General features: G+C 64.3%; 28 protein-coding genes. 26 read left to right on the forward strand and 2 right to left on the reverse strand.

All coding sequences use genetic code 11. The annotated features are described in order from the left end of the window. Window positions 1–21: 21 nt before the first annotated feature. The 19 genes from rplN to AC0L3K_RS28590 all read left to right on the forward strand — a co-directional run bounded on the left by rplN (window position 22) and on the right by AC0L3K_RS28590 (window position 12,401). Window positions 22–390: a 50S ribosomal protein L14 gene (gene rplN, locus AC0L3K_RS28500; protein WP_007603030.1), complete on the forward strand. Its 369-nt coding sequence runs from the start codon at window positions 22–24 to the stop codon at window positions 388–390. Next, window positions 390–704 (forward strand): 50S ribosomal protein L24, encoded by a 315-nt coding sequence (gene rplX / locus AC0L3K_RS28505; protein WP_007603031.1) that lies wholly within the window; start codon window positions 390–392, stop codon window positions 702–704. Before rplN ends, rplX begins: the two co-directional genes overlap by 1 nt. After that, the gene (rplE, locus tag AC0L3K_RS28510) at window positions 697–1,254 is read left to right on the forward strand and encodes a 50S ribosomal protein L5 (RefSeq protein WP_007603032.1); all 558 of its coding nucleotides are present in this window, start codon (window positions 697–699) and stop codon (window positions 1,252–1,254) included. Before rplX ends, rplE begins: the two co-directional genes overlap by 8 nt. Before the next feature lie 46 nt (window positions 1,255–1,300). After that, window positions 1,301–1,606: a 30S ribosomal protein S14 gene (gene rpsN, locus AC0L3K_RS28515; RefSeq protein ID WP_007603033.1), complete on the forward strand. Its 306-nt coding sequence runs from the start codon at window positions 1,301–1,303 to the stop codon at window positions 1,604–1,606. Between the two features lie 14 nt (window positions 1,607–1,620). Beyond that, window positions 1,621–2,019 carry a 30S ribosomal protein S8 gene (gene rpsH / locus AC0L3K_RS28520; protein WP_007603034.1) on the forward strand — a complete coding sequence of 133 codons (399 nt, stop codon included), beginning with the start codon at window positions 1,621–1,623 and terminating at the stop codon, window positions 2,017–2,019. Between the two features lie 16 nt (window positions 2,020–2,035). After that, window positions 2,036–2,569 carry a 50S ribosomal protein L6 gene (gene rplF, locus AC0L3K_RS28525; RefSeq protein ID WP_007603035.1) on the forward strand — a complete coding sequence of 178 codons (534 nt, stop codon included), beginning with the start codon at window positions 2,036–2,038 and terminating at the stop codon, window positions 2,567–2,569. Between the two features lie 11 nt (window positions 2,570–2,580). Continuing rightward, window positions 2,581–2,943 carry a 50S ribosomal protein L18 gene (gene rplR, locus AC0L3K_RS28530; RefSeq protein WP_007603036.1) on the forward strand — a complete coding sequence of 121 codons (363 nt, stop codon included), beginning with the start codon at window positions 2,581–2,583 and terminating at the stop codon, window positions 2,941–2,943. 47 nt (window positions 2,944–2,990) lie between these two features. Further along, window positions 2,991–3,578 carry a 30S ribosomal protein S5 gene (gene rpsE / locus AC0L3K_RS28535; RefSeq protein ID WP_007603037.1) on the forward strand — a complete coding sequence of 196 codons (588 nt, stop codon included), beginning with the start codon at window positions 2,991–2,993 and terminating at the stop codon, window positions 3,576–3,578. Window positions 3,579–3,603: 25 nt separating this feature from the next. Further along, a complete protein-coding gene (gene rpmD, locus AC0L3K_RS28540; RefSeq protein WP_007603038.1) occupies window positions 3,604–3,810 on the forward strand; it encodes a 50S ribosomal protein L30 in 207 nt (68 codons plus the stop codon). 73 nt (window positions 3,811–3,883) lie between these two features. Next, window positions 3,884–4,369 carry a 50S ribosomal protein L15 gene (rplO, locus tag AC0L3K_RS28545; protein WP_007603039.1) on the forward strand — a complete coding sequence of 162 codons (486 nt, stop codon included), beginning with the start codon at window positions 3,884–3,886 and terminating at the stop codon, window positions 4,367–4,369. Between the two features lie 152 nt (window positions 4,370–4,521). Next, complete coding sequence (gene secY / locus AC0L3K_RS28550) at window positions 4,522–5,853, forward strand: preprotein translocase subunit SecY (RefSeq protein WP_007603040.1); 1,332 nt, start codon at window positions 4,522–4,524, stop codon at window positions 5,851–5,853. 280 nt (window positions 5,854–6,133) lie between these two features. After that, window positions 6,134–7,015 (forward strand): adenylate kinase, encoded by an 882-nt coding sequence (locus AC0L3K_RS28555; RefSeq protein WP_007603041.1) that lies wholly within the window; start codon window positions 6,134–6,136, stop codon window positions 7,013–7,015. Window positions 7,016–7,202: 187 nt separating this feature from the next. Further along, window positions 7,203–7,571 (forward strand): 30S ribosomal protein S13, encoded by a 369-nt coding sequence (gene rpsM, locus AC0L3K_RS28560; RefSeq protein WP_007611599.1) that lies wholly within the window; start codon window positions 7,203–7,205, stop codon window positions 7,569–7,571. Window positions 7,572–7,694: 123 nt separating this feature from the next. Further along, window positions 7,695–8,084: a 30S ribosomal protein S11 gene (gene rpsK, locus AC0L3K_RS28565; protein WP_007603045.1), complete on the forward strand. Its 390-nt coding sequence runs from the start codon at window positions 7,695–7,697 to the stop codon at window positions 8,082–8,084. Between the two features lie 111 nt (window positions 8,085–8,195). After that, window positions 8,196–9,227 carry a DNA-directed RNA polymerase subunit alpha gene (locus AC0L3K_RS28570; protein ID WP_007603046.1) on the forward strand — a complete coding sequence of 344 codons (1,032 nt, stop codon included), beginning with the start codon at window positions 8,196–8,198 and terminating at the stop codon, window positions 9,225–9,227. A 120-nt stretch (window positions 9,228–9,347) separates the two neighbouring features. After that, on the forward strand, window positions 9,348–9,764 hold the full coding sequence (rplQ, locus tag AC0L3K_RS28575) for a 50S ribosomal protein L17 (RefSeq protein WP_007603047.1): 417 nt from the start codon (window positions 9,348–9,350) through the stop codon (window positions 9,762–9,764). Between the two features lie 160 nt (window positions 9,765–9,924). Beyond that, a complete protein-coding gene (locus tag AC0L3K_RS28580; RefSeq protein ID WP_473254765.1) occupies window positions 9,925–10,713 on the forward strand; it encodes an SDR family NAD(P)-dependent oxidoreductase in 789 nt (262 codons plus the stop codon). 9 nt (window positions 10,714–10,722) lie between these two features. Further along, entirely contained in the window at window positions 10,723–11,019 is a 297-nt protein-coding gene (locus AC0L3K_RS28585; protein WP_473254764.1) for a DUF1330 domain-containing protein, read from the forward strand. Between the two features lie 53 nt (window positions 11,020–11,072). After that, window positions 11,073–12,401, forward strand: a complete 1,329-nt coding sequence (locus tag AC0L3K_RS28590) for a chloride channel protein (protein WP_007603050.1) — start codon at window positions 11,073–11,075, stop codon at window positions 12,399–12,401. A gap of 3 nt (window positions 12,402–12,404) precedes the next feature. On the opposite strand, the gene AC0L3K_RS28595 is transcribed toward AC0L3K_RS28590, so the two are convergent. Together AC0L3K_RS28595 and AC0L3K_RS28600 are read right to left on the reverse strand one after the other, a co-directional pair. Next, a complete protein-coding gene (locus AC0L3K_RS28595) occupies window positions 12,405–13,418 on the reverse strand; it encodes a zinc-binding alcohol dehydrogenase family protein (protein ID WP_473254763.1) in 1,014 nt (337 codons plus the stop codon). A gap of 78 nt (window positions 13,419–13,496) precedes the next feature. Then, entirely contained in the window at window positions 13,497–15,110 is a 1,614-nt protein-coding gene (locus AC0L3K_RS28600; protein ID WP_473254762.1) for an OprO/OprP family phosphate-selective porin, read from the reverse strand. Window positions 15,111–15,422: 312 nt separating this feature from the next. Between AC0L3K_RS28600 and AC0L3K_RS28605 the strand changes: the two genes are divergently transcribed. The 7 genes from AC0L3K_RS28605 (at window position 15,423) to AC0L3K_RS28635 (ending at window position 22,531) form a co-directional block, all read left to right on the forward strand. Further along, window positions 15,423–16,829 carry a DegQ family serine endoprotease gene (locus tag AC0L3K_RS28605; RefSeq protein ID WP_473254761.1) on the forward strand — a complete coding sequence of 469 codons (1,407 nt, stop codon included), beginning with the start codon at window positions 15,423–15,425 and terminating at the stop codon, window positions 16,827–16,829. Next, window positions 16,826–18,160: a replication-associated recombination protein A gene (locus tag AC0L3K_RS28610; protein WP_473254760.1), complete on the forward strand. Its 1,335-nt coding sequence runs from the start codon at window positions 16,826–16,828 to the stop codon at window positions 18,158–18,160. Before AC0L3K_RS28605 ends, AC0L3K_RS28610 begins: the two co-directional genes overlap by 4 nt. A gap of 78 nt (window positions 18,161–18,238) precedes the next feature. Next, window positions 18,239–18,556 carry a HigA family addiction module antitoxin gene (locus AC0L3K_RS28615; RefSeq protein WP_007603055.1) on the forward strand — a complete coding sequence of 106 codons (318 nt, stop codon included), beginning with the start codon at window positions 18,239–18,241 and terminating at the stop codon, window positions 18,554–18,556. Continuing rightward, window positions 18,553–19,770: an RluA family pseudouridine synthase gene (locus tag AC0L3K_RS28620; protein ID WP_007603056.1), complete on the forward strand. Its 1,218-nt coding sequence runs from the start codon at window positions 18,553–18,555 to the stop codon at window positions 19,768–19,770. Before AC0L3K_RS28615 ends, AC0L3K_RS28620 begins: the two co-directional genes overlap by 4 nt. A gap of 50 nt (window positions 19,771–19,820) precedes the next feature. Then, window positions 19,821–20,615 carry an ATP12 family chaperone protein gene (locus AC0L3K_RS28625; RefSeq protein ID WP_473254759.1) on the forward strand — a complete coding sequence of 265 codons (795 nt, stop codon included), beginning with the start codon at window positions 19,821–19,823 and terminating at the stop codon, window positions 20,613–20,615. 54 nt (window positions 20,616–20,669) lie between these two features. Beyond that, on the forward strand, window positions 20,670–22,274 hold the full coding sequence (gene fliK / locus AC0L3K_RS28630) for a flagellar hook-length control protein FliK (RefSeq protein ID WP_007603058.1): 1,605 nt from the start codon (window positions 20,670–20,672) through the stop codon (window positions 22,272–22,274). Continuing rightward, window positions 22,271–22,531: an EscU/YscU/HrcU family type III secretion system export apparatus switch protein gene (locus AC0L3K_RS28635; RefSeq protein ID WP_007603059.1), complete on the forward strand. Its 261-nt coding sequence runs from the start codon at window positions 22,271–22,273 to the stop codon at window positions 22,529–22,531. The genes fliK and AC0L3K_RS28635 overlap by 4 nt, the downstream gene beginning before the upstream one ends. Window positions 22,532–22,553: the final 22 nt, after the last annotated feature.

Raw genomic sequence — 22,553 nt, forward strand, 5'->3', positions numbered from 1 at the left:
AGAAGAGGACGAGGTGCATCAATGATTCAGATGCAGACCAACCTCGACGTGGCCGATAATTCTGGCGCACGCCGTGTCATGTGTATCAAGGTGCTCGGGGGCTCCAAGCGCCGCTACGCCACGATCGGCGACATCATCGTTGTCTCGATCAAGGAAGCGATTCCGCGTGGCAAGGTGAAGAAGGGCGACGTGATGAAGGCCGTCGTGGTGCGCGTCCGCAAGGACATCCGCCGCGCCGACGGTTCGGTCATCCGCTTCGACCGCAACGCCGCCGTTCTGATCAACAATCAGTCCGAGCCGGTCGGTACCCGTATCTTCGGGCCCGTGCCGCGCGAGCTGCGCGCCAAGAACCACATGAAGATCATCTCGCTCGCGCCGGAGGTGCTGTGATGGCTGCGAAGATCCGCAAGGGCGACAAGGTCGTCGTGCTGACCGGCCGCGACAAGGGCCGCACCGGCGAGGTGTTCGAAGTGCGTCCCGACGCCGGTACGGCGCTGGTGCGCGGCATCAACATGGTCAAGCGTCACCAGAAGCAGACGCAGGCCCAGGAGGGCGGCATCATCTCGAAAGAGTCGCCGATCCAACTGTCCAACATCGCGTATGTCGGCAAGGACGGGAAGCCGACCCGCGTCGGATTCAAGATTCTGGCGGACGGCAAGAAGGTCCGCATCGCCAAGAGCTCGGGAGCTGAGATCGATGGCTGAGGCCGCTTACACGCCGCGCCTGCGCGCGGAATACGACGCGAAGATCCGGACGGAAATGACCGAGAAGTTCGGTTATGAGAACGTCATGCAGGTTCCGCGGCTGGACAAGGTCGTGCTGAACATGGGCGTTGGCGATTCCGTCAACGACCGCAAGAAGGCCGAGAACGCCGCTGCGGAATTGACCCAGATCGCCGGCCAGAAGGCGATCGTGACCTATTCGCGCATCGCAATCGCGACCTTCAAGTTGCGTGAGAACCAGCCGATCGGCTGCAAGGTCACGCTGCGCAAGGCCCGCATGTACGAGTTCATCGATCGCCTGGTGACGGTCGCGCTGCCGCGCGTCCGCGACTTCCGCGGCTTGAACCCGAAGAGCTTCGACGGCCGCGGCAACTACTCGCTCGGCCTCAAGGAACACATCATTTTCCCCGAGATCGACTTCGACAAGGTCACGGAATCCCGTGGTATGGACATCACCGTCTGCACCACGGCCAAGACCGACGACGAGGCGAGGGCCTTGTTGACCGCTTTCAATTTCCCGTTCCGGCAGTGAGACGCTGACCTAAAGCCTCTCAAACGCGGATACCCAGGAGCCAAGCATGGCAAAGAAGAGTTCAGTCGAGAAGAACAACCGGCGCAAGCGGATGGCGAAGAACGCCGCTCCGAAGCGCGAGCGGTTGAAGGCGATCATCGCCGACAAGTCGCTGCCGATGGAGGAGCGGTTCGCCGCGACCCTGAAGCTGGCGGAAATGCCGCGCAACTCGTCGACGACCCGCATCCGTCTGCGTTGCGAGCTGTCGGGCCGTTCGCGCTCGAACTATCGCTTGACCAAACTGTCCCGCATCGCAATGCGGGATCTTGGCTCCAGGGGCATGGTCCCGGGCCTCGTAAAGTCCAGCTGGTAAGGAGGGTCGTTTAGATGTCTACGCACGATCCAATCAGCGATCTGATCACCCGCATCCGTAACGCGCAGATGCGTTCCAAGAACAAGGTCTCCACGCCTGGCTCGAAGATGCGTGAGAACGTCCTCGAGGTGCTCAAGAGCGAGGGCTACATCCGCGGTTACGCCACGCTCGAGCACTCCTCGGGCCGCAGCGAGATCGAGATCGAGCTGAAGTATTTCGATGGCGAGCCCGTTATCCGCGAGATCGAGCGTGTCTCCAAGCCCGGGCGTCGCGTTTACGCCTCGGTGAAGAACCTGCCGCGGGTCAATAACGGACTCGGCATTTCGGTGTTGTCGACGCCGAAGGGAATCATGGCTGACCACAGTGCGCGTGAAGCGAACGTGGGCGGTGAAGTTCTCTTCACGGTGTTCTGAGAAGGATTTTTGATCCATGTCACGTGTTGGCAAAAGGCCGGTAGCGGTGCCGTCGGGTGTGACCGCGACCGTCGACGGGCAGACCGTCAAGATGAAGGGGCCGAAGGGCCAGCTTCAGTTCGTCGTCCATAACGACGTCGAGGTGAAGCTCGACAACGGGCAGGTCAAGGTGAACCCCCGGGTCGAGACCAACCGCGCGCGGGCCCTGTACGGGACCGCTCGCGCCCAGGTCGCGAATCTGGTCGAAGGCGTCACCAAGGGTTTCGAGAAGAAGCTCGAAATCACCGGCGTCGGTTACCGCGCCGCGCTGCAGGGCAAGAACCTGCAGCTCGCGCTCGGCTACAGCCACGATGTGGTCTACGCGATCCCGGAAGGGATCACGATCACCGTGCCGAAGCCGACCGAGATCACGGTGACCGGCAGCGACATTCAGCGCGTCGGCCAGGTCGCCGCCGAGATTCGCTCCTATCGTCCGCCGGAGCCCTACAAGGGCAAGGGCGTGAAGTATGTTGGCGAATTCATCTTCCGCAAGGAAGGCAAGAAGAAGTAACGGAGCCGGTCATGTCGAAAGCCAAGGTTACGAATGCCCGGCGCAAGCGCAGTGTACGTCTGAAGCTGCGCCGCTCGGGTGGCGGCCGTCCGCGCCTGTCGGTGTTCCGCTCGTCCAAGCACATCTACGCCCAGGTCATCGACGACCTGAAGGGCGAGACGCTGGCCTCTGCCTCGTCGCTCGAGAAGTCGATGCGCGATGGCGGCAAGACCGGCGCCGACATCGATGCGGCGAAGGCGGTCGGCAAGCTGCTGGCCGAGCGCGCCGCCGAGAAGGGTGTCAAGGAAGTCGTGTTCGATCGCGGCAGCTATCTCTATCACGGGCGCGTCAAGGCTCTTGCCGACGCGGCGCGTGAGAGCGGGCTGAGCTTCTAACAGAATTTGAGGATTGAGGCGTAAGCCTCTGAAGGACTGGAAAAACCATGGCAGAACGCGAACAACGTGGTGGACGCGATCAACGCGGCGGCGGACGTGAACGCAGGGAAGAGCGCGACAGCGAGTTCGTCGACAAGCTCGTCCACATCAATCGCGTCGCCAAGGTCGTCAAGGGCGGCAAGCGCTTCGGTTTCGCAGCGCTGGTCGTGATCGGCGACCAGAAGGGCCGCGCCGGCTTCGGTCACGGCAAGGCGCGCGAAGTGCCCGAGGCGATCCGCAAGGCAACCGAATCCGCCAAGCGCAACCTGACCCGCGTGTCGTTGCGCGAGGGCCGCACGCTTCATCACGACATCGCCGGCCGTCATGGCGCGGGCCGTGTTTACCTGCGCGCAGCTCCGGCCGGTACCGGCATCATCGCCGGCGGCCCGATGCGCGCCGTGTTCGAGACGCTCGGCGTCCAGGACGTGGTTGCGAAGTCGATCGGCTCGTCGAACCCGTACAACATGGTTCGCGCGACCTTCGATGCGCTGAAGCATCAGGATTCGCCGCGCTCGGTCGCTGCCCGCCGCAATATCAAGGTGTCCACCCTCCAGTCCCGCCGTATCGGTGGTGACGCCGAGGCGGTTGCCGAATAACGCAAGCTTTTCGGAGTAGACGCCCATGGCCAAGAGTGCCGTTACGACCGCAAAGACGATCAAGATCGAGCAGACCGGCAGCGCGATCCGCCGCCATCACTCGCAGCGCTCGACGCTGATCGGGCTCAAGCTCAACAAGATCGGCCGCACCAGCGAACTGCCGGACACCCCGGCGGTCCGTGGCATGATCTTGAAAGTTCACCATCTCGTTCGCATCGTCGACGAGAAGTAAGCAAAGGCGCACGATCCCGGAGCGGGGACCCGTTTTCGGTGAAGGTCATGCGCAAGAAACAAGGAGCAGGGCGATGAAGCTCAGCGATATCGCCGACAATGCCGGCTCGCGCAAGAAGCGTATGCGCGTCGGCCGCGGCATTGGTTCGGGCAAGGGCAAGCAGGCCGGCCGCGGGGGCAAGGGCCAGACCGCGCGTTCGGGTGTGCGCATCAAGGGTTTCGAAGGCGGCCAGATGCCCTTGCATCGTCGTCTGCCCAAGCGCGGCTTCAACAACATCTTCCGCGTCGAGTTCGCCGAGATCAATCTCGACCGGCTCCAGGACGCGGTCGATGCCAAGAAGATCGACACCGGCAGCGTCGTGAACGTCGAATCCCTGGTCAAGGCCGGCGTGCTGCGCCGCGCCAAGGGTGGCCTGCGGCTGCTCGGCCGTGGCGAGTTCAAGGCCAAGCTCAACATCGAAGTGCACGGCGCCTCGAAGACCGCGATTGCGGCAGTCGAGAAGGCCGGCGGCTCGGTGAAGATCCTCGCGCCTGCCAAGGAAGAAGGCGAGGCGGCGTAACAACTGCGTCATCGGCCCGCGGCTCGCGGGCCTTTACGCATGCGGGACGATGGACTTATCGAAGCCGTAGCCCCAGATAATGTCCGGTGTCCGGTATAATGTAGCCCGGCCGCGGGCATAACGGCGCAATAAGCGGCGGGAGAAAGTCCAAGATGGCCTCTGCAGCGGAACAACTGGCAGCCAATCTCAATTTCGGTGCGTTTGCCAAGGCCGACGAACTGAAGAAGCGCATCTGGTTTACCCTGGGTGCGCTGCTCGTTTATCGGCTCGGGACCTACATCCCGCTCCCCGGCATCGATCCCAACATCTGGGAGCAGGTGTTCCGCTCCCAGGCGGGCGGCATCCTCGGCATGTTCAACATGTTCGCCGGCGGCGGCATTCACCGCATGGCGATCTTTGCGCTGAACATCATGCCGTACATCTCGGCCTCCATCATCATCCAGCTCCTGACCACCGTCTCGCCGCAGCTCGAGGCGCTGAAAAAGGAAGGCGAGTCCGGCCGCAAGCTGCTGAACCAGTACACCCGCTATCTCACGGTGATCCTGGCCGCGTTCCAGTCCTACGGCATTGCGGTGGGCCTCGAAGGCGCCGGCAACGTCGTCAGCGACCCCGGCATGTTCTTCCGCCTGTCGACGGCGATCACGCTGACCGGCGGCACCATGTTCCTGATGTGGCTGGGCGAGCAGATCACCTCGCGCGGCATCGGCAACGGCATTTCCCTGATCATTCTCTCCGGCATCGTCGCCGAGCTGCCCGCGGCGCTCGCCAACATGCTCGAACTCGGCCGTCAGGGTGCGATGTCGACCGGCCTGATTCTGGTCGTCATCGTCATGGCGGTGGCCGTGATCGCCTTCATCGTGTTCGTGGAGCGCGCCCAGCGCCGGCTCTTGATCCAGTATCCAAAGCGCCAAGTCGGCAACAAGATGTTCGAGGGGCAGTCCTCGCATCTGCCGCTCAAGCTCAACACCTCGGGCGTGATCCCGCCGATCTTCGCGTCCTCACTGCTGCTGCTGCCGACCACGGTTGCGAACTTCAATGCGGGCAGCGGGCCGGAATGGTTCCAGTGGATCACCACCCAGCTCGGCCACGGCCGTCCGCTGTTCCTGATCATGTATCTGGCGCTGATCGTGTTCTTCGCCTTCTTTTACACCGCGATCGTGTTCAATCCGACCGAGACTGCGGACAATCTGAAGAAGCACGGCGGCTTCATTCCGGGTATCCGCCCGGGCGAGCGTACCGCGGAATATATCGACTACGTGCTGTCGCGCATCACCGTGCTCGGCGCGGTCTATCTCGCGATCGTCTGCTTGATTCCAGAAATCCTGATCTCCTACGCGTCGGTGCCGTTCTACTTTGGCGGCACTTCGCTGCTGATCGTCGTCAGCGTCACCATGGACACGGTGGCACAGGTGCAGGGCTATCTCCTGGCGCATCAGTACGAAGGCCTGATCCGGAAGTCGAAGCTGCGCGGCCGCCGCCGTTAAGCGCGGCGTCCTCTTGGGCGGCGCAATTGCCGCCGCCGATTCGCCGCGCGTGCAACGCGCGCGGACGGCGAGCCGGCCATTCGGTCGCCTCGGCAAAGCCGCTCTTACTGTCGTGCAAGCACTTATCTCCAAGCACTGGTCTCAAAGGCTTCTTGGCGTCCGGCCATTTGCTCCCCTATGATATGGGTAGCGGTGCGGCGCTGATTATGATTTGCACTGTAACTGGACTTCAAAACACAGGTGCACGACGTATCGCGCACCAATCGGGGGGCGTACGCCGATGAGAATTATACTTCTGGGGCCGCCGGGATCGGGCAAGGGCACCCAGGCGCAGCTGCTGGTGCAGCGCTATGGCATCGTCCAGCTCTCGACCGGCGAGATGTTGCGTGCAGCGGTGGCGGCCGGAACGCCGGTCGGTCTCAAGGCCAAGGAGATCATGGCCAGCGGCGGCCTCGTGCCAGACGATGTCGTGGTCGGAATCATCTCCGATCGGATCGATCAGCCGGATGCCAAGAACGGTTTTATCCTCGACGGTTTCCCGCGGACCGTGCCGCAGGCCGAGGCGCTGGATGAGCTGCTCAAGCACAAGCACCTCAAGCTCGATGCCGTGATCGAGCTCCGCGTCAACGAGAGCGCGCTCCTGAACCGTGTCGAGACTCGCGTCGCCCAGATGCGCGAGCGCGGGGAGGAGGTCCGGCTCGACGACACTCCGGAAGTCCTCACCAAGCGACTCGCCAGCTACCGCAACCAGACGGAGCCGCTGATTCACTACTATTCCGAGCGGCGGAAGCTCTCGACCATCGACGGCATGATGGCCATCGACGAGGTCACCCGCGCCATCCATCGCCAGCTCCTGGCGCTCGGGGCGGTCGAGCCCAAGACACATGGCAAGACCCGCGCCCGGAGCGCGGCCAAGGCGGCCCCGGCCAGAAAGGCCAAGACTGCTAAGAAATCGGCCAAAACGCCCGTGAAAGCGGCCAAAAAGGCTGCGAAATCCAAGAAGGCGGCCAAGAAGGCGACGAAGGCAGGCAAGAGAATCGTCAAGAAAGCCGCCAAGAAGGTAGGAAAGAAGAAGGCAGCCAAAAAGACCGCCAGGAAGGCTGTCAAGAAAGGTGCCAAAAAGGCCGCAAAAAAGGTCACGAAAAGGCGAGCTAAGCGCTAGCAGCGGTTGACGAAAGCCCCCTGAATCCCCTAATAAGCCCCGCATCCAAGTCGGATAGTTTCAAACGATGCCGGGCCCCAGGAAGACCAGGGGTGGGCGTCGTGTTCGCGTTTGTGAACACCTGCCCGAGAAACCAAGCACTTAAAGCCCGATTCCTGACGAGGGATTGGCGACAGGAGAGAAGGCCGTGGCCCGTATTGCCGGCGTGAACATCCCGACCAACAAGCGCGTGCTGATCGCGCTCCAGTACATCCATGGCATCGGTCAGAAGATCGCCGGTGAGATCATGGAGAAGGTGAAGATCCCAGACGATCGTCGGGTCAATCAGCTCAGCGACGCCGAAGTGCTTCAGATCCGCGAAGTGATCGACCGCGACTATCTCGTCGAGGGCGATTTGCGTCGTGAGGTCGGCATCAACATCAAGCGTCTGATGGATCTCGGCTGCTACCGCGGCCTGCGCCATCGTCGCGGTCTGCCGGTGCGTGGCCAGCGTACCCACACCAATGCGCGTACGCGCAAGGGTCCGGCCAAGGCCATCGCCGGCAAGAAGAAGTAAGTTTTCGCATCCAATCACGGCGTGTGGCGACCCGGGGATGACCCGTTCGCCACGCGCCTTTCGTTCCACAGGTGTAGCCGCTGGCATTACGGCGGCGTTTGAGATCTTCAGGAAAGGTAGTCTATGGGCAAGGAAGCCACCCGCGTTCGTCGTCGTGAGCGCAAGAACATCGCCTCCGGCGTCGCGCACGTGAACTCGTCGTTCAACAACACGACCATCACCATCACCGACGCGCAGGGCAACACGATTGCCTGGTCCTCCGCCGGCACGATGGGCTTCAAGGGCTCGCGCAAGTCGACCCCGTATGCCGCACAGGTTGCCGCCGAGGACGTGTCGAAGAAGGCGCAAGAGCACGGCATGCGCACGCTGGAAGTCGAAGTCGCCGGTCCCGGTTCGGGCCGCGAATCGGCGCTCCGGGCGCTGCAGGCCGCGGGCTTCACCGTCACCTCGATCCGCGACGTGACCACGATCCCGCACAACGGTTGCCGTCCCCGTAAGCGTCGGCGCGTTTGATACCAGATTGCGGGCGCATCGGCGCCCGCGATGACTTTTTGCAAAGCCGTGGAAATGATCTGCGGCCTTTCTCCAACGCCAGTGCCTGCAACAGCAGTCTGACTGGCCTGTATGGGTGAAACAGTGACGATCCAGAAAAATTGGCAAGAACTGATTCGGCCGAACAAGCTGCAGGTACAGCCCGGCAGCGATCCGACCCGTTTCGCGACCATCGTCGCCGAACCGCTCGAGCGCGGCTTCGGCCAGACGCTCGGCAACGCGCTGCGCCGCATCCTGCTGTCCTCGCTCCAGGGCGCGGCAGTGCAGTCGGTGCACATCGACGGCGTGCTGCACGAGTTCTCCTCGATCGCGGGCGTCCGTGAGGACGTCACCGACATCGTGCTCAACATCAAGGACATCTCGATCAAGATGCAGGGCGAAGGCCCCAAGCGCATGGTCGTCAAGAAGTCCGGCCCGGGCGTCGTCACCGCCGGCGACATCCAGACCGTGGGCGACGTCGTCGTGCTCAATCCCGACCTGCAGATCTGCACGCTCGACGAGGGCGCCGAGATCCGCATGGAGTTCACGGTCGCAACCGGCAAGGGCTACGTTCCCGCCGAGCGCAACCGCCCCGAGGACGCACCGATCGGCCTGATCCCGGTCGATAGCCTGTACTCGCCGGTCCGCAAGGTCTCCTACAAGGTCGAGAACACCCGCGAGGGCCAGATCCTCGACTACGACAAGCTGACCATGACGATCGAGACCAACGGCGCGCTGACGCCTGATGATTCCGTCGCCTACGCTGCGCGCATCCTGCAAGATCAGCTCAACGTGTTCGTCAACTTCGAAGAGCCGCGCAAGGAAGTCGCCCAAGAGATCATCCCGGACCTCGCCTTCAACCCGGCCTTCCTCAAGAAGGTGGACGAGCTCGAGCTGTCGGTGCGTTCGGCCAACTGCTTGAAGAACGACAACATCGTCTACATCGGCGACCTCGTGCAGAAGTCCGAAGCCGAAATGCTCCGCACTCCGAACTTCGGCCGCAAGTCGCTGAACGAGATCAAGGAAGTGTTGGCCCAGATGGGTCTGCACCTCGGCATGGAAGTGCCGGGCTGGCCGCCGGAGAACATCGACGAGCTCGCCAAGCGCTTCGAGGATCACTACTGATCCGAACGACGACAGGCTGAGGCGCGAATTCATCGCGCCTTAGCGGGCGAACGCAGGCAGCCCACCTGAGCAACTGGTCCGACGAACCGTCGCGACGAATGAAATTCAAGGAATAGATAAATGCGTCACGGCAAGGTTCATCGTAAGCTCAACCGCACCGCCGAGCATCGCCGCGCGATGTTCGCCAACATGTGCGCCGCGCTGATCAAGCACGAGCAGATCGTCACCACGCTGCCGAAGGCGAAGGAATTGCGTCCGATCGTCGAGAAGCTGATTACCCTCGGCAAGAAGGGCGGGCTGGCCATGCGCCGCCAGGCCATCTCCGAAATGCGCGACAAGGATCAGGTCAGGAAGCTGTTTGACACGCTCGCGCCCCGCTACAAGGATCGCCAGGGTGGCTACACCCGCATCATCAAGGCCGGCTTCCGCTACGGCGACAACGCCCCGATGGCCGTGATCGAGTTCGTCGACCGCGACGTCGATGCCAAGGGCCAGGACTCCGGTCCGGTGCAGGAGAAGGAAGCCGAGGCGGCGTAAGCCGACCGGCAGAGAGTTTTCAGAAAGCGGCGCCTTCGGGCGCCGCTTTTTTATTGGCCGTCCTCGTTGGTTGCGTCCTGCTCCTCACGCGTCGGTGAGTGCCGATTGCTATCGTGCCGGCAGCGCCCAATATCTCCGCCAGCATCAACGGAGATCACGCATGAACATCGACCTTTCCGGAAAGACCGCCCTCGTGACCGGCTCGACCGCCGGCATCGGCCACGCCATCGCCAAGGGCCTTGCCGGCTCGGGTGCGAGCGTCGTGATCAACGGACGCGGCCAGGACAAGGTCGATGCCGCCGTGCGCAAGCTGGAAGGCGTGGGCGGGAAGGTCCGCGGCATCGCTGCCGATGTCTCGACCGCTGCGGGCTGCAAGGCGCTGGCCGCGGCGCTGCCGGAGGTCGACATCCTCGTCAACAATGCCGGCATCTTCGAGCCGAAGGACTTTTTCGACATTCCGGACGAGGACTGGAGCCGCTTCTTCGAGGTCAACGTGATGAGCGGCGTGCGTCTGTCACGCGCGTATATGAAGGGCATGCTCAAGCGCAACTGGGGCCGCATCGTCTTCATCTCCTCGGAGTCCGGGCTCAACATTCCCGTCGAGATGATCCACTATGGAATGAGCAAGACGGCGCAGCTCTCGGTCGCGCGGGGCCTGGCGCAGCTCACCCGCGGCACCGGCGTCACCGTCAATTCCGTGCTGCCGGGCCCGACAATGTCGGAGGGCGTCGAGACGTTCGTGAAGGATCTTGCCAAGCAGAACGGCCAGTCGGTCGATGAGGCCGCGGCCAATTTCGTCAAGCAGCATCGCCCGAGCTCGCTGATCCAGCGCTTCGCCAGTGTCGACGAGATCGCCAACATGGTGGTTTATGTCGCCTCGAAAGAAGCGTCCGCGACCAACGGTGCGGCGCTGCGCGCGGAAGGCGGCATCGTCAACACGATTGCCTGAGGCCTGCGCATGCCGGCCTACGTGATCTCCGAGGTCGAGGTGCGCGACAGAACCGCGATGGAGGCCTATCGCACGTTGGCCGCGGCAACCATCGCGCAATATGGCGGCCGCTATCTCGTGCGTGGCGGCGCCACTGAGGTGGTGGAGGGCGGCCCGCCGCCCAAGACCATCATCATCGTGGAGTTCCCATCGATGGCGCGGGCGCAGGAATGGTACGCGTCAGTGGAATATGCCGAAGCGCTAAAGCTGCGGCAAACGGCGCTGGAGCGACGGTTGATGTTCGTCGAAGGCGTGGTTCCAGTCTAGCTGGTCTGCTCGCTTGCCCCTTCAATTCGCGACGTGACCGGCTAAAACGGCTCATGCTCTGGCCCCTGTCGACCCGCCATAAACGCCTGTTCAGGCTGACATCCGCGCGATGGCAGCGGCGGGCGATCTTCGTGCTCGGTGGGATCGGGGTTGGCGCCGCGGCGGTGGTGCTGGCCCAGCTCGCCGATCTCGCCCAGCACGCCTTTGCGCTGCTGTTGGCTCAGTCGCGCTACGTCGTACTCGCGGTGACACCTCTCGGCTTCATGCTCTCGGCCTATCTGACCACCCGGCTGTTCCCGAACGCACAGGGCAGCGGCATTCCCCAGGCGATCGCCGCGCGGCATCTGACCGACCAGGCGGCGCGCGAGAGCCTGGTCTCGATCCGAATCGCGATCGGAAAAGTGATCCTCACCTTGTTCGGCCTGCTATGCGGCGGCTCCGTCGGCCGGGAAGGACCGAGCGTTCAAGTCGGCGCTTCCATCATGTTCGCCCTCGGCCGCGTCTCGCCACGCCGCCAGCCCGGATTGATCCTGGCCGGCGCGGCCGCCGGCGTCGCGGCCGCCTTCAACACACCGCTGGCGGGAATCGTCTTCGGCATCGAGGAGATGAGCCGTGCTTTCGAGACACGTACCAGCAGCCTCATCATTGCGGCGGTGATCGCGGCCGGCCTGACCTCGCTCGCTCTGATGGGCAACTACGCCTATTTCGGCAGCAGTGCGATGTCGCTGGCCCCCGGCGTCGACTGGCTGGCGGTTCCGGTGTGCGGCGTGGTCGGCGGTTTGGCTGGCGGCATCTTCAGCCGTATCGTCATCATTATGGCGCGCGGCTTGGCCCATCCGTTCGGACGCGCGGTGAAGGGCCACCCTCTGTGGTTCGCGCTTGCGTGCGGATTGGCGGTCGCGATCTGCGGCCTTGTCTCCGGCGATACGATCTATGGCACAGGCTACCAGCAGGTAAAGACGGCCCTGGAGCAGGGCGGACCGCTGCCGCAGGACTTCGGCATCCTCAAGCTTCTCGCCACCACCTTCGCGGCAATCAGTGGCATACCCGGCGGAATTTTTTCGCCGTCACTCGCCGTTGGAGCCGGCCTCGGCAGCAATATCGCGTCCTTCTTCCACGACGCTCCGGTCGGCGCGATCATGCTGCTTGGCATGGTGTCGTATTTTGCCGGTGTGGTGCAGGCGCCGATCACCGCTTTCGTCATCGTGACCGAGATGACCGACAACCACGCCATGGTGGTGCCGTTGATGGCCGCCGCCCTGATTGCACATGCCACATCGCGGATGATCTGCGAGGAAGGGATCTACCACGCGCTCGCCAAGGGCTTTATCGAGCGGGCGACGCGTCCGCCGGAGACGAATGCGGCGCCCGGTTCGAGCTAGGACCTACCACCCCTCCAGCACGATCTTGCCGCGCGACTTGCCACTCTCGAGCAGTGCATGCGCGCGCTTGAGATTGATCGCGTTGATCGTGCCAAAGGTCTGGTCGAGCGTCGTGCGCAGCACGCCCTTGTCGATGAGGTCGGCGACATCATTGAGCAGATGATGCTGCGCGATCATGTCGGCGGTCTGGAACGAGGAGCGCGTGAACATCGATTCCCAGTGCACCGAGATCGCCTTGCCCTTGAACGCGCTCACGGTGAATTCCGGGGGATCGTCGATCAGGCCGAACTTGCCTTGCGGTGCCATGAATTCGGCGATGTTCTTGTAGTGCTGGTCGGTGAAGGTGAGGCTCGCCACCAGCGCGACCGGCGGCAGCTTGAGCTTCTCGATCTGCTCCTTCATCGGCTTGCCGTGGTCGATCACCGCATGCGCGCCGAGATCGAGGCACCATTTTTGCGACTCCGGTCGCGTCGCGGTCGCGACAACCGTAAGGCCGGTGAGGCGGCGTGCAAGCTGGATCAGGATGGAGCCGACACCGCCGGCGCCGCCCGTGATCAAGAGCGTGCGCGGATCAACACTCTTGCCGGGCACCGCACCGAGCCGATCGAATAACAGCTCCCACGCGGTGATGGAGGTGAGGGGTAGGGCGGCGGCCTGCGCAAACGACAGGCTCTTCGGCTTGTTGCCGACGATGCGCTCGTCGACGAGATGGAATTCGGAATTGGTACCCTGGCGCAGGATCGAGCCGGCGTAAAACACCTCATCGGCCGGCTTGAACAGCGTGACGTCCGGACCGACGGCGTCGACCACGCCGGCCGCGTCATAGCCCAGAATCTTCGTCTCGCCCTCGGGCGGGGCTGCGCGCTTGCGCACCTTGTAATCGACCGGATTGGCCGAGATCGCCTTCACGGCCACGCGGATATCACGGCCCTTCGGTTCGGGCTTTGCGGTCTCGAAATTGATCAGCGCGTCCTGATCCTCGATCGGAAGCGACTTCCTGTAGCCGACGGCCTTCATGGCGTGTCTCCTTCAGACAGCGTTGCAGATGCTGGGTCCCGGGTTCGCATTTTGGCGCCCCGGGACGACAGGCGAGACCTAGAACGCGAACTGCGTCCGCATCGCGACCGCATCGAATTTCGAGCCGACATCGGCGGTCGAGACCGGCGAGGCCTGCCTCGACACCGTGCCATGCAGATAGTCCAGCATGAAACGGACGTTGCCGTTGACGTACCAGTTCAGCGCCGCCGTGTAGAGGGTCTGCCGGCCGCCTGCGACGCCGGTGGCGGTTCCGAGCTGATCGTTGAGGTCGACCGTGGAGAACCGTCCCGCGATTTCCCACGCGCCCCAGCCACCGCCCTCGAGCGAGAACGGGTGCGCCGGCTTAACGCCGCCATAGGCCGCATTCGCCGCATTGTAACTGCGGCTCTCGCCCGTCAGCACGTAGCCGGCCTGCGCGTAGCCGCCCTGGAATTTGAGGCTCGGCGCACCCAGCGGCGGCAGGCCGGTATTGGCGCTGCGATCGATGTTGTACCAGAAATACTCGCCTTGCAGGATCAGCGGTCCATAGGTGGCGGCCGCTTCGACGCTGTAGACCTGCGCGCCGGAGGCATTGGCGATTGCGCCGGTCGTAGCCAGTGCCGTGGGATCGATGCGCAGTTCCGGACGATCGCTCAGCGTCACCGTCTGTGCACCCGTCACCAGATTGCGCGTCGGCTGGATCAGCCATTCGGCATTGCCGCCGAGATGGACTGAGTAGTCTTTGCCACTGACGACCTGGCCGGCGACACGGGCGACCGCGCCGTATTGTTCCGTGGTGCCGTTCGGCGCAACGCTCGAGGCTGAGTGGATCGCACCGGTAGCGGGACCGGTAACATAGCCGCCCGCCCAGAACATGTCGTTGTACCAGCGCGTGCCGACAGCCGAGCGGAAGTCGCCTGCGGCGATGCTGGTGGCAACGATGCCCGCCGAGGCGCGCTCCATGAACATGATGTCGTTGGAGCTCGTGGCCTCATCGAGCGTGTAGGGCAGGTCCATGATGCCGCCTTCGATGGCCATCTTGCCGCCGAATGGCTTCAAGCCGGTGTAGCTGAGATAGGCGTTCTCGACGCCGGAGACGCCGCCGCCGGGCAGCGAACCCGGAGCTGCGCCGCCAAATCCGTCGGAGGAGCCGCCGAAGTCGTAGATCAGCGCGAAATTCCAGTCATTGAAGAACTTGCCGGCGAGACCGATGCGCGCGCGGCGGACGTTCTCGCCGCTGTCGAGCTTTTGTGGCACGGTAGCCGCTGTGTTGGGCCGATAGTCATAGCCGCCGACATCGTAGTGCACGCGGCCTGTGATTCCGACGCAGTTTGCTCCATCGGCAGTGCAGATGGTGGGCCGGTTGTTCGGCATCGTCACGACGACGCCGGATGCGGGCGCCGGTCCCTTGAGCGGGATCGCCGCGTTGGCGTTGGCGACGACGGCCTTCGCTTCGGACCGCGCTTCGGCTTTCGCCTCCGCCTTCGCCTCAAGCCTGGCCTTCGCCGTCGCCGCGGTATTCGCGGCGGTCTGGCTCTGGAGCTTGTCGAGCTTCTGCTCCAGCATCTTCAACTGCTGCTTCAGGAGCGCGATCTCCTGGTCGCTGCTGCTCGCCGATTGGGCCTGGGCCTGCGAAGCTGCCAGTGCGGCGGCGAGACCAATCGCCGTGGCTGCAATTCTTGTCCTGCTCACGTCATGACTCCATCGTTTGATGAACTTCCCCAAGTCGCTGGCGGAGAGCCTAGGTGTGATCGATGACTGCCCCGCGACGCTGCGCCCGGTTGCGCGGTTCCCACTGGTGTAAATTCGCCGCAACCGAATCCGCCTTGCACCACCATGCAAGATGACGCACATCATGCCAATCCACAGCCCCGGCAAATTGCCATTTCGCACGCACAGCTTGCAGGCCGGACACACCAAAAAGGGGGGCGAATATGGCGCCGGGCGCCCTTCTATTGGGGGGCGAACGCGCCTATATTCCGGCGTCTTTTCCAAGAGGTAGGAATGTTTCGATCGACCTGGACCGCCGTCGTCACGGCACTGTGCATAGCCTTTTCGGCCAGCTTCAATCCGGCCGCCGCGCAGGACCGCCGTGTGCCGTCCTCGCCCGCCGAACTGCGGCTGTCTTATGCGCCGATCGTGCAGCGGGTGCAGCCGGCGGTTGTCAACGTCTATGCCGCCAAGGTGGTGCAGAACCGCAACCCGTTGCTCGATGACCCAATCTTCCGCCGCTTCTTCGGCGTGCCCGGCCAGCAGCAGGAGCAGGTGCAGCGCTCGCTCGGTTCGGGCGTGATCGTCGATGCGTCGGGGCTCGTTGTCACCAACGTCCACGTCATCGAAGGCGCCGACCAGGTCAAGGTGTCGCTGTCGGACAAGCGTGAGTTCGAGGCCGAGATCGTGCTGAAGGACTCTCGCAGCGATCTGGCCGTGCTGCGTTTGAAGGACACCAAGGAGAAGTTTCCGGCTCTCGAATTCACCAATTCGGACGAGCTGATGGTAGGCGACGTCGTGATGGCGATCGGCAATCCCTTCGGCGTCGGCCAGACCGTGACTCACGGCATCATCTCGGCCTTGGCGCGCACGCAGGTCGGCATCACCGACTACCAGTTCTTCATCCAGACCGACGCGGCGATCAATCCCGGCAATTCCGGCGGCGCGTTGGTCGACATGAGCGGCAGGCTCGCGGGCATCAACACCGCGATCTATTCGCGCTCCGGCGGCTCGCAGGGCATCGGCTTCGCGATCCCCGCCAACATGGTGCGCGTCGTCGTCGCCTCCGCCAAGGGCGGTGGCAAGGCGGTGAAGCGGCCCTGGTTAGGGGCGAAATTGCAGGCGGTGACGCCGGAGATCGCCGAGAGTCTCGGCCTGCGTTCGCCGACCGGTGCGCTGGTCGCAAGCGTCGTTCCGAACGGCCCGGCGGCCAAGGCCGGGCTGAAATCGTCCGACCTGATCGTCTCGATCGACGGCCAGACTGTGGATGATCCCAACGCCTTCGACTATCGTTTCGCCACACGGCCGCTCGGCGGCACGGCGCAGATCGACGTGCAGCGCGGTGGCAAGCCGGTCAAGCTGACAGTGGCGCTGGACGCCGCGCCTGATACCGGCCGCAATGAGCTCGTCATCACCGCGCGCTCGCCTCTCCAAGGTGCGAAGGTCTCGACCATCACCCCGGCGCTCGCCGACGAGCTGCATCTGGACGCCGACACCGAAGGCGTCGTGGTCACCGATCTCGGCGGCGACAGCGCGGCCGCAAATGTCGGCTTCCAGAAGGGCGACGTCATCCTGGCGGTCAACAACCAAAAGATCAGCAAGACCAGCGATCTAGAAAAGGCGGCGGCCGAGCGCCAGCGCATCTGGCGCATCACGCTGGTGCGCGGCGGCCAGCAGATCAACGTCACGCTGGGCGGATGAGTCCGAAACGACCACAGGAGACGCCAACTCTCTTCGCCGCGGCGGGGCTCGATCACGAGGCTCCGCATCCGCTGCCGGATCGGCTGCGGCCGCGCGCGCTCTCGGAGGTCGTCGGCCAGGATCACATCCTGGGTCCCGACGGCGCGCTGACGCGCATGCTGGAGACGCGCACGCTGGGCTCGCTGGTGTTCTGGGGCCCGCCCGGCACCGGCAAGACCACGGTGGCGCGGCTTCTCGCGGACGCCACCGATCTGCATTTCGAGCAGATCTCCGCGGTGTTCTCCGGCGTCGCCGATTTGAAGAAGGCCTTTGAGGCGGCGCGTGCACGCCGCGAGATGGGCAAGGGCACGCTGCTGTTCGTCGATGAGGTGCATCGCTTCAACCGCGCCCAGCAGGATTCGTTTCTGCCCGTCATGGAAGATGGCACAGTGGTGATGGTCGGCGCTACCACCGAAAATCCGTCCTTCGAGCTCAACGCGGCGCTTCTGTCCCGGGCGCGCGTGCTGGTGTTTCGCTCGCTCGACGCGGCCGCGATCGAAAAGCTGTTTGCGCATGCCGAGGAGGTCGAGGGCCGCAAGCTGCCCCTCGACGAGGAAGCGCGCGCCGTGCTGGTGCGCATGGCCGATGGCGACGGCCGCGCGTCGCTGACGCTCGTCGAGGAAGTCTGGCGCGCCGCGCGCAAGGACGAGATTTTCGACGCCGCGCAGTTGCAGGAGATTTTGCAGCGCCGCGCGCCGATCTACGACAAGTCGGCCGACGGCCACTACAATTTGATCTCGGCGCTGCATAAGTCGGTGCGGGGCTCCGATCCCGATGCCGCGCTGTATTATCTCGCGCGCATGCTCGATGCCGGCGAGGATCCGCTGTTTCTGGCCCGCCGCGTCGTGCGCATGGCTGTCGAGGATATCGGGCTTGCCGATCCGCAGGCGCTGGTCATCGCCAACGCCGCCAAGGACGCTTTCGACTTCCTCGGCCATCCCGAGGGCGAGCTCGCGATCGCGCAGGCGGTGGTCTATCTCGCCACCGCGCCGAAATCGAATGCCGTCTACACCGCCTTCGGCACAGCGATGCAGGTCGCAAAGCAGGCCGGCTCGCTGCTGCCGCCGAAACACATTCTGAACTCGCCGACCAAGCTGATGAAGTTGGAAGGCTACGGCGCATCTTACGAATACGACCACGACGCCCCCGACGCCTTCTCCGGCCAGGATTACTTCCCGGAAGCCCTGGGCCGCCAGACCTTCTACGACCCGCCCGACCGCGGGTTCGAGCGGGAGATCAGGAAGCGGCTGGATTATTGGGCGAAGTTGCGGAAGGAGCGGGGTGGGGCCTAACCCTTTCGGGCTTGCCGCAGGGTTCGATTTACGGTTTACGTAACGCGTAATTCACGCTAGTCCGGCCAAGAAATCGCCATGCCCCGCACGCCCATACATCCCGGTGAACACCTTGCCGAAGAACTGCGACAACTCGGCATCTCCGCCGCAGAACTCGCGCGTCAGGTCGATGTACCCGTGAACCGGATCACCGGCATCATCAATGGACAGCGCGGAATCACGGCCGATACGGCGTTGCGTCTTGGTCACTGGTTCGACACCAGCCCGCAGTTCTGGATGGACCTGCAGCAGCAATATGAGCTGCGCCTCGCGGAAGAAGAGGTGGGGGCGCAGGTTGCGTCGCTGCCGCGCCGCGCGACGGTGCAGTCGACACGAAAGCTTGGAAAAACCGCATGAGCCGCCGCATCAAGAGAATGAACCCGAAACCTCGCGAGCGCGACGAGCGCAAGGAGGCGCGTCCGTTCAAGGCGCGCAGCGCCAAGGCGGCGGGGCCGCGGCCTGGGGCGAAGCCAGGCGGGAAGCCGCCGCGATTTGCGGCCGAGCGCAACGAACGGCGCGCGCCCAAAGCTGTTGTGCAGGAAACGCCGGTTGCTGCAAAGCCCGTCGAGGCATTGCTGCCGACCAAGGTGCAGACCGTCAAGGTGACAGCCGACGAGAACAACATGCGCGTCGATCGCTTCCTTGAAGCGCACTTTCCCGGCCTCTCATTCTCCCACATCCAGCGCGTCGTTCGCAAAGGCGAGCTGCGCGTCGACGGCAAGCGCGTCGACAGCAAGGACCGCCTGGAGGAGGGTCAGAGCGTCCGCATTCCGCCGCTGAAGCTCGACACGCCGAAGGCACCCAACCCGCAGTCGGAGGCGGCGCAAAAGACGCTTGCCGCGCTGAAGGAGATGACGATCTATGAGGACGACGACGTTCTCGTCCTGAACAAACCGGCCGGTCTCGCCGTGCAGGGCGGCTCGGGCATGACGCGACACATCGACCAGATGCTGGAGGTGATGCGCGATTCCAAGGGCCAGAAGCCGCGCCTCGTGCATCGCATCGACAGGGAGACGTCGGGCTGTCTCCTGGTCGCCAAGACGCGCTTTGCCGCCTCGCATCTGACCGGCGCGTTCCGTTCGCGGTCGGCGCGAAAAACCTATTGGGCGCTGGTGCCGGGGCTACCGAAGCCGAAGCAGGGCCGCATCTCGACATTCCTTGCCAAGGAAGAGAGCGAGGACGACACCATCATGCGCATCGCCCAGCATGGCGACGAGGGCGCAAGCCACGCTGTGACATACTATGCGGTGGTCGAGACCGCCGGCAACAAGCTGACCTGGGTGTCGCTGAAGCCGGTGACGGGGCGCACCCACCAGCTGCGCGCCCACATGGAACATATCGGCCACCCCATCGTCGGCGATCCCAAATATTTCAACATCGAGAACTGGCAGCTGCCGGGCGGCCTGCAAAACCGGCTGCACCTGCTGGCACGCCGCATCGTCATCCCGCATCCGCGCGGCGGCTTCATCGATGCCACCGCGCCGCTGCCGCAGCACATGCAGCAGTCGTGGAACCTGCTCGGACTCGACGCAAGCCGGTTTGATCCGATCGAGAACGCGCCTGAAGAGTAGTTGAACGGGGGCAGTTGAAGGGTTGGTGACTGGGCAGGGACCGAAACAAGATGCGCGAATTGTTCGATGAAGCTGCGGGGCGATCCCCGCTCGATCCGCAGGAGTTGGTCCGCCAGGCCACGCGCGTGCCGTTGCGCAAGCGTTTCTACAAGGAGGCTGGGGTAACCGAGGCCGAGGACGGCTTCGCCATCACCCTCGATGGCAAGGCGATCCGAACGCCCTCCGGGCGCCAGGTGGTGATCCCCTCGCGCGCGCTGGCCGACGCAGTGGCTGCCGAGTGGGCGGATCAGAACGAGACGATCAAGCCCATGACCATGCCGCTGACGCGGATCGCCAACAGCGTGGTCGAGGGCGTCGTCGACCGCGTCGATCTCGTCACGGACGACCTCGCAAAATACCTCCAGTCCGATCTGCTGTTTTATCGCGCCGGCCATCCCGAGGGACTTGTCGCCCGGGAGGCCGCGCATTGGGACCCCGTGCTGTTCTGGGCCGCGGAGACGCTCGGCGCGCATTTCATCCTGTCCGAAGGCGTCATGCATGTGACGCAGCCGGAGGAGGCGCTCCAGGCCGCGCGTGCGGCGCTGCCGGGGGATGCCTGGTCGGTCGCCGCGCTCCACGTGATCACCACGCTCACCGGCTCGGCCCTGCTGGCGCTGGCACTAGCCCATGGCGTACGCGACGCCGATCAGGTCTGGGCGGCGGCTTATGTCGACGAGGACTGGAATGCCGAGAAATGGGGCGTGGACGAGGAGGCGGCGGGCCGCCGCGCAGCCCGCCTGCGGGATTTCGAGGCTGCCGTGGCGGTTTTGACCGCGGTGAAGCTGCCCTCGGCCAAAGGTCCTTAACGAGAGGTTTACGACGCAGGCGTTAGGGTGGCCCGTGCTCCAGGGCCCCTCGCGATGCCGACGCCGATAAGCTCGATTCTTCCCGTCAGTGCCGCCAGCCCTGTTGCTGACGCGGCGACGCCCGATCTTGTGCTGCAGGCCGGCAGCGTGGTCGACGCCAGAGTGGTCAGCGTGCTCGCCGATAATCTGGTGCGGATCGCGATCGCCAACCTCTCGATGGATGTGATGTCCGAGGTGTCGCTGACACCGGGACAAAATCTCCAGCTTGCGGTGTCGCAGAACGGCGGCACCATCCGGCTCGCCGTCATGGGCGGCGCCGGCGAGGCGACCGCCGATCAGGTCACGCTGACGCCGGCTGCGGCCTCGCTGGTTGACAGCCCCTCGCTTGCTCCGTCGGCGAGCGCGGGACGCAACGTGCTGACGCCATCGGAGCAGGTCGCCGTTACCGCAGCTTCGGCCGAGGCGGTCACAAAGCAGGGCAGCCAGGCGCCGCTGTTCGCCAATCTGGCCGCGGTCGTCACCGGCAGCGATCTTCCGGCGGGGCTGAAGCAGGCGATGCTGGGCGTGCTGGCGCAGCAGACGCCGCTCAACACCGGGCTCGATGGCGGCGATATCGAATCCGCCTTCCAGAAGTCCGGGCTGCTCCTCGAGGCCTCGCTCGCCGCAGGCGTGACGCCGTCCTCCGGAACGATGCCGGATTTGAAAGCCGCGCTGCTGGTGCTGCGGCAGACTCTGACAACGCTCGAGACGGCGCCACAGGCGCAAGGTGCCGCCCTTCCAGCTGATACCGTGGCGGCACCGCAGGTCGCTGTCGCGCAGACGCAGGCTGCACAGGCCGCATTGACCGCAACCGAACCTGAGATCGCCCAATCACCGCAAATGCCGCGCAGCGCCAATCTCGTAGCCTCTGTTTTGGCGGACATCGCTGGCGGTGCGCCGCAGGCCTCGATGCCGCGGACCATGACCGCAGGCCTTGCCGCCAGTCTCCTGCAAGAGATCACGCAAAACCTGCCGCGCATGATGGGGAACGTGCCGGGCTCGAACAAGGCCGTGCCCGACGGACATATTTTCGAGGCCGCCGCGCGCGCGACGCCACCACCGGTTCGCGGCGCGCTGCCGTCGCCGCAATCCATCGCCTCGCCGTCACTCGTACCGGATACGCCGCTCGCTGCCACCGTGCATCGCCTGCTCGACGACACCGATGCAGCGATCGCGCGCCAGACCTTGCTGCAGGTTGCTTCGCTCCCCGATCGCACCGACGCCGGCGGTCACAGGATCGATCCGACCGTGCCGCAGTGGAATTTCGAGATTCCATTCGCAACGCCGCAGGGCACGGCAATGGCGCAGTTCGAGATCTCGCGCGACGGCGGCAATGAATCCGCCGATCCCGCCAAGCGCGCCTGGCGCGCGCGCTTCACGCTCAATGTCGAGCCGGCCGGCCCCGTGCACGCTTTGATTACTCTGAACGGTGACAAGACCTTCGTGCGGATGTGGGCGGAGCGGCCGGCGACCGCACAGCAGCTCCGCGCCGGAATCGGCGAGCTCAACCAGGCCCTGACCAGGGCCGAGCTCAAGCCCGGCGACATCCTGGTCCGCGATGGCACCCCGCCGCAGCCCACACCGGCCCGTGCCGGCCACTTCCTGGATCGCGCCACATGAGCGACCCGTCGAAGCTTGCGATTGCGCTCCATTACGAGAAGGGCAGCAACGCGCCTGTCGTCGTCGCCAAGGGCAAGGGCACGATCGGCGAAAAAATCGTCGAGATCGCCAAGGCCAACGACATCCCGATCGAGGAGAACGAGATCCTGGCCGGCGCGCTCTCCAAGGTCGAACTCGGCGAGGAGATCCCGCCCGACCTCTACAAGGCCGTCGCCGAAGTACTGGTGTTCGTGCTGCGGCTGTCGGGCAGGCGGTAGCTGTCATCGTTTCACCACGATA

This window comes from Bradyrhizobium sp. MI1.10, from assembly GCF_055811035.1.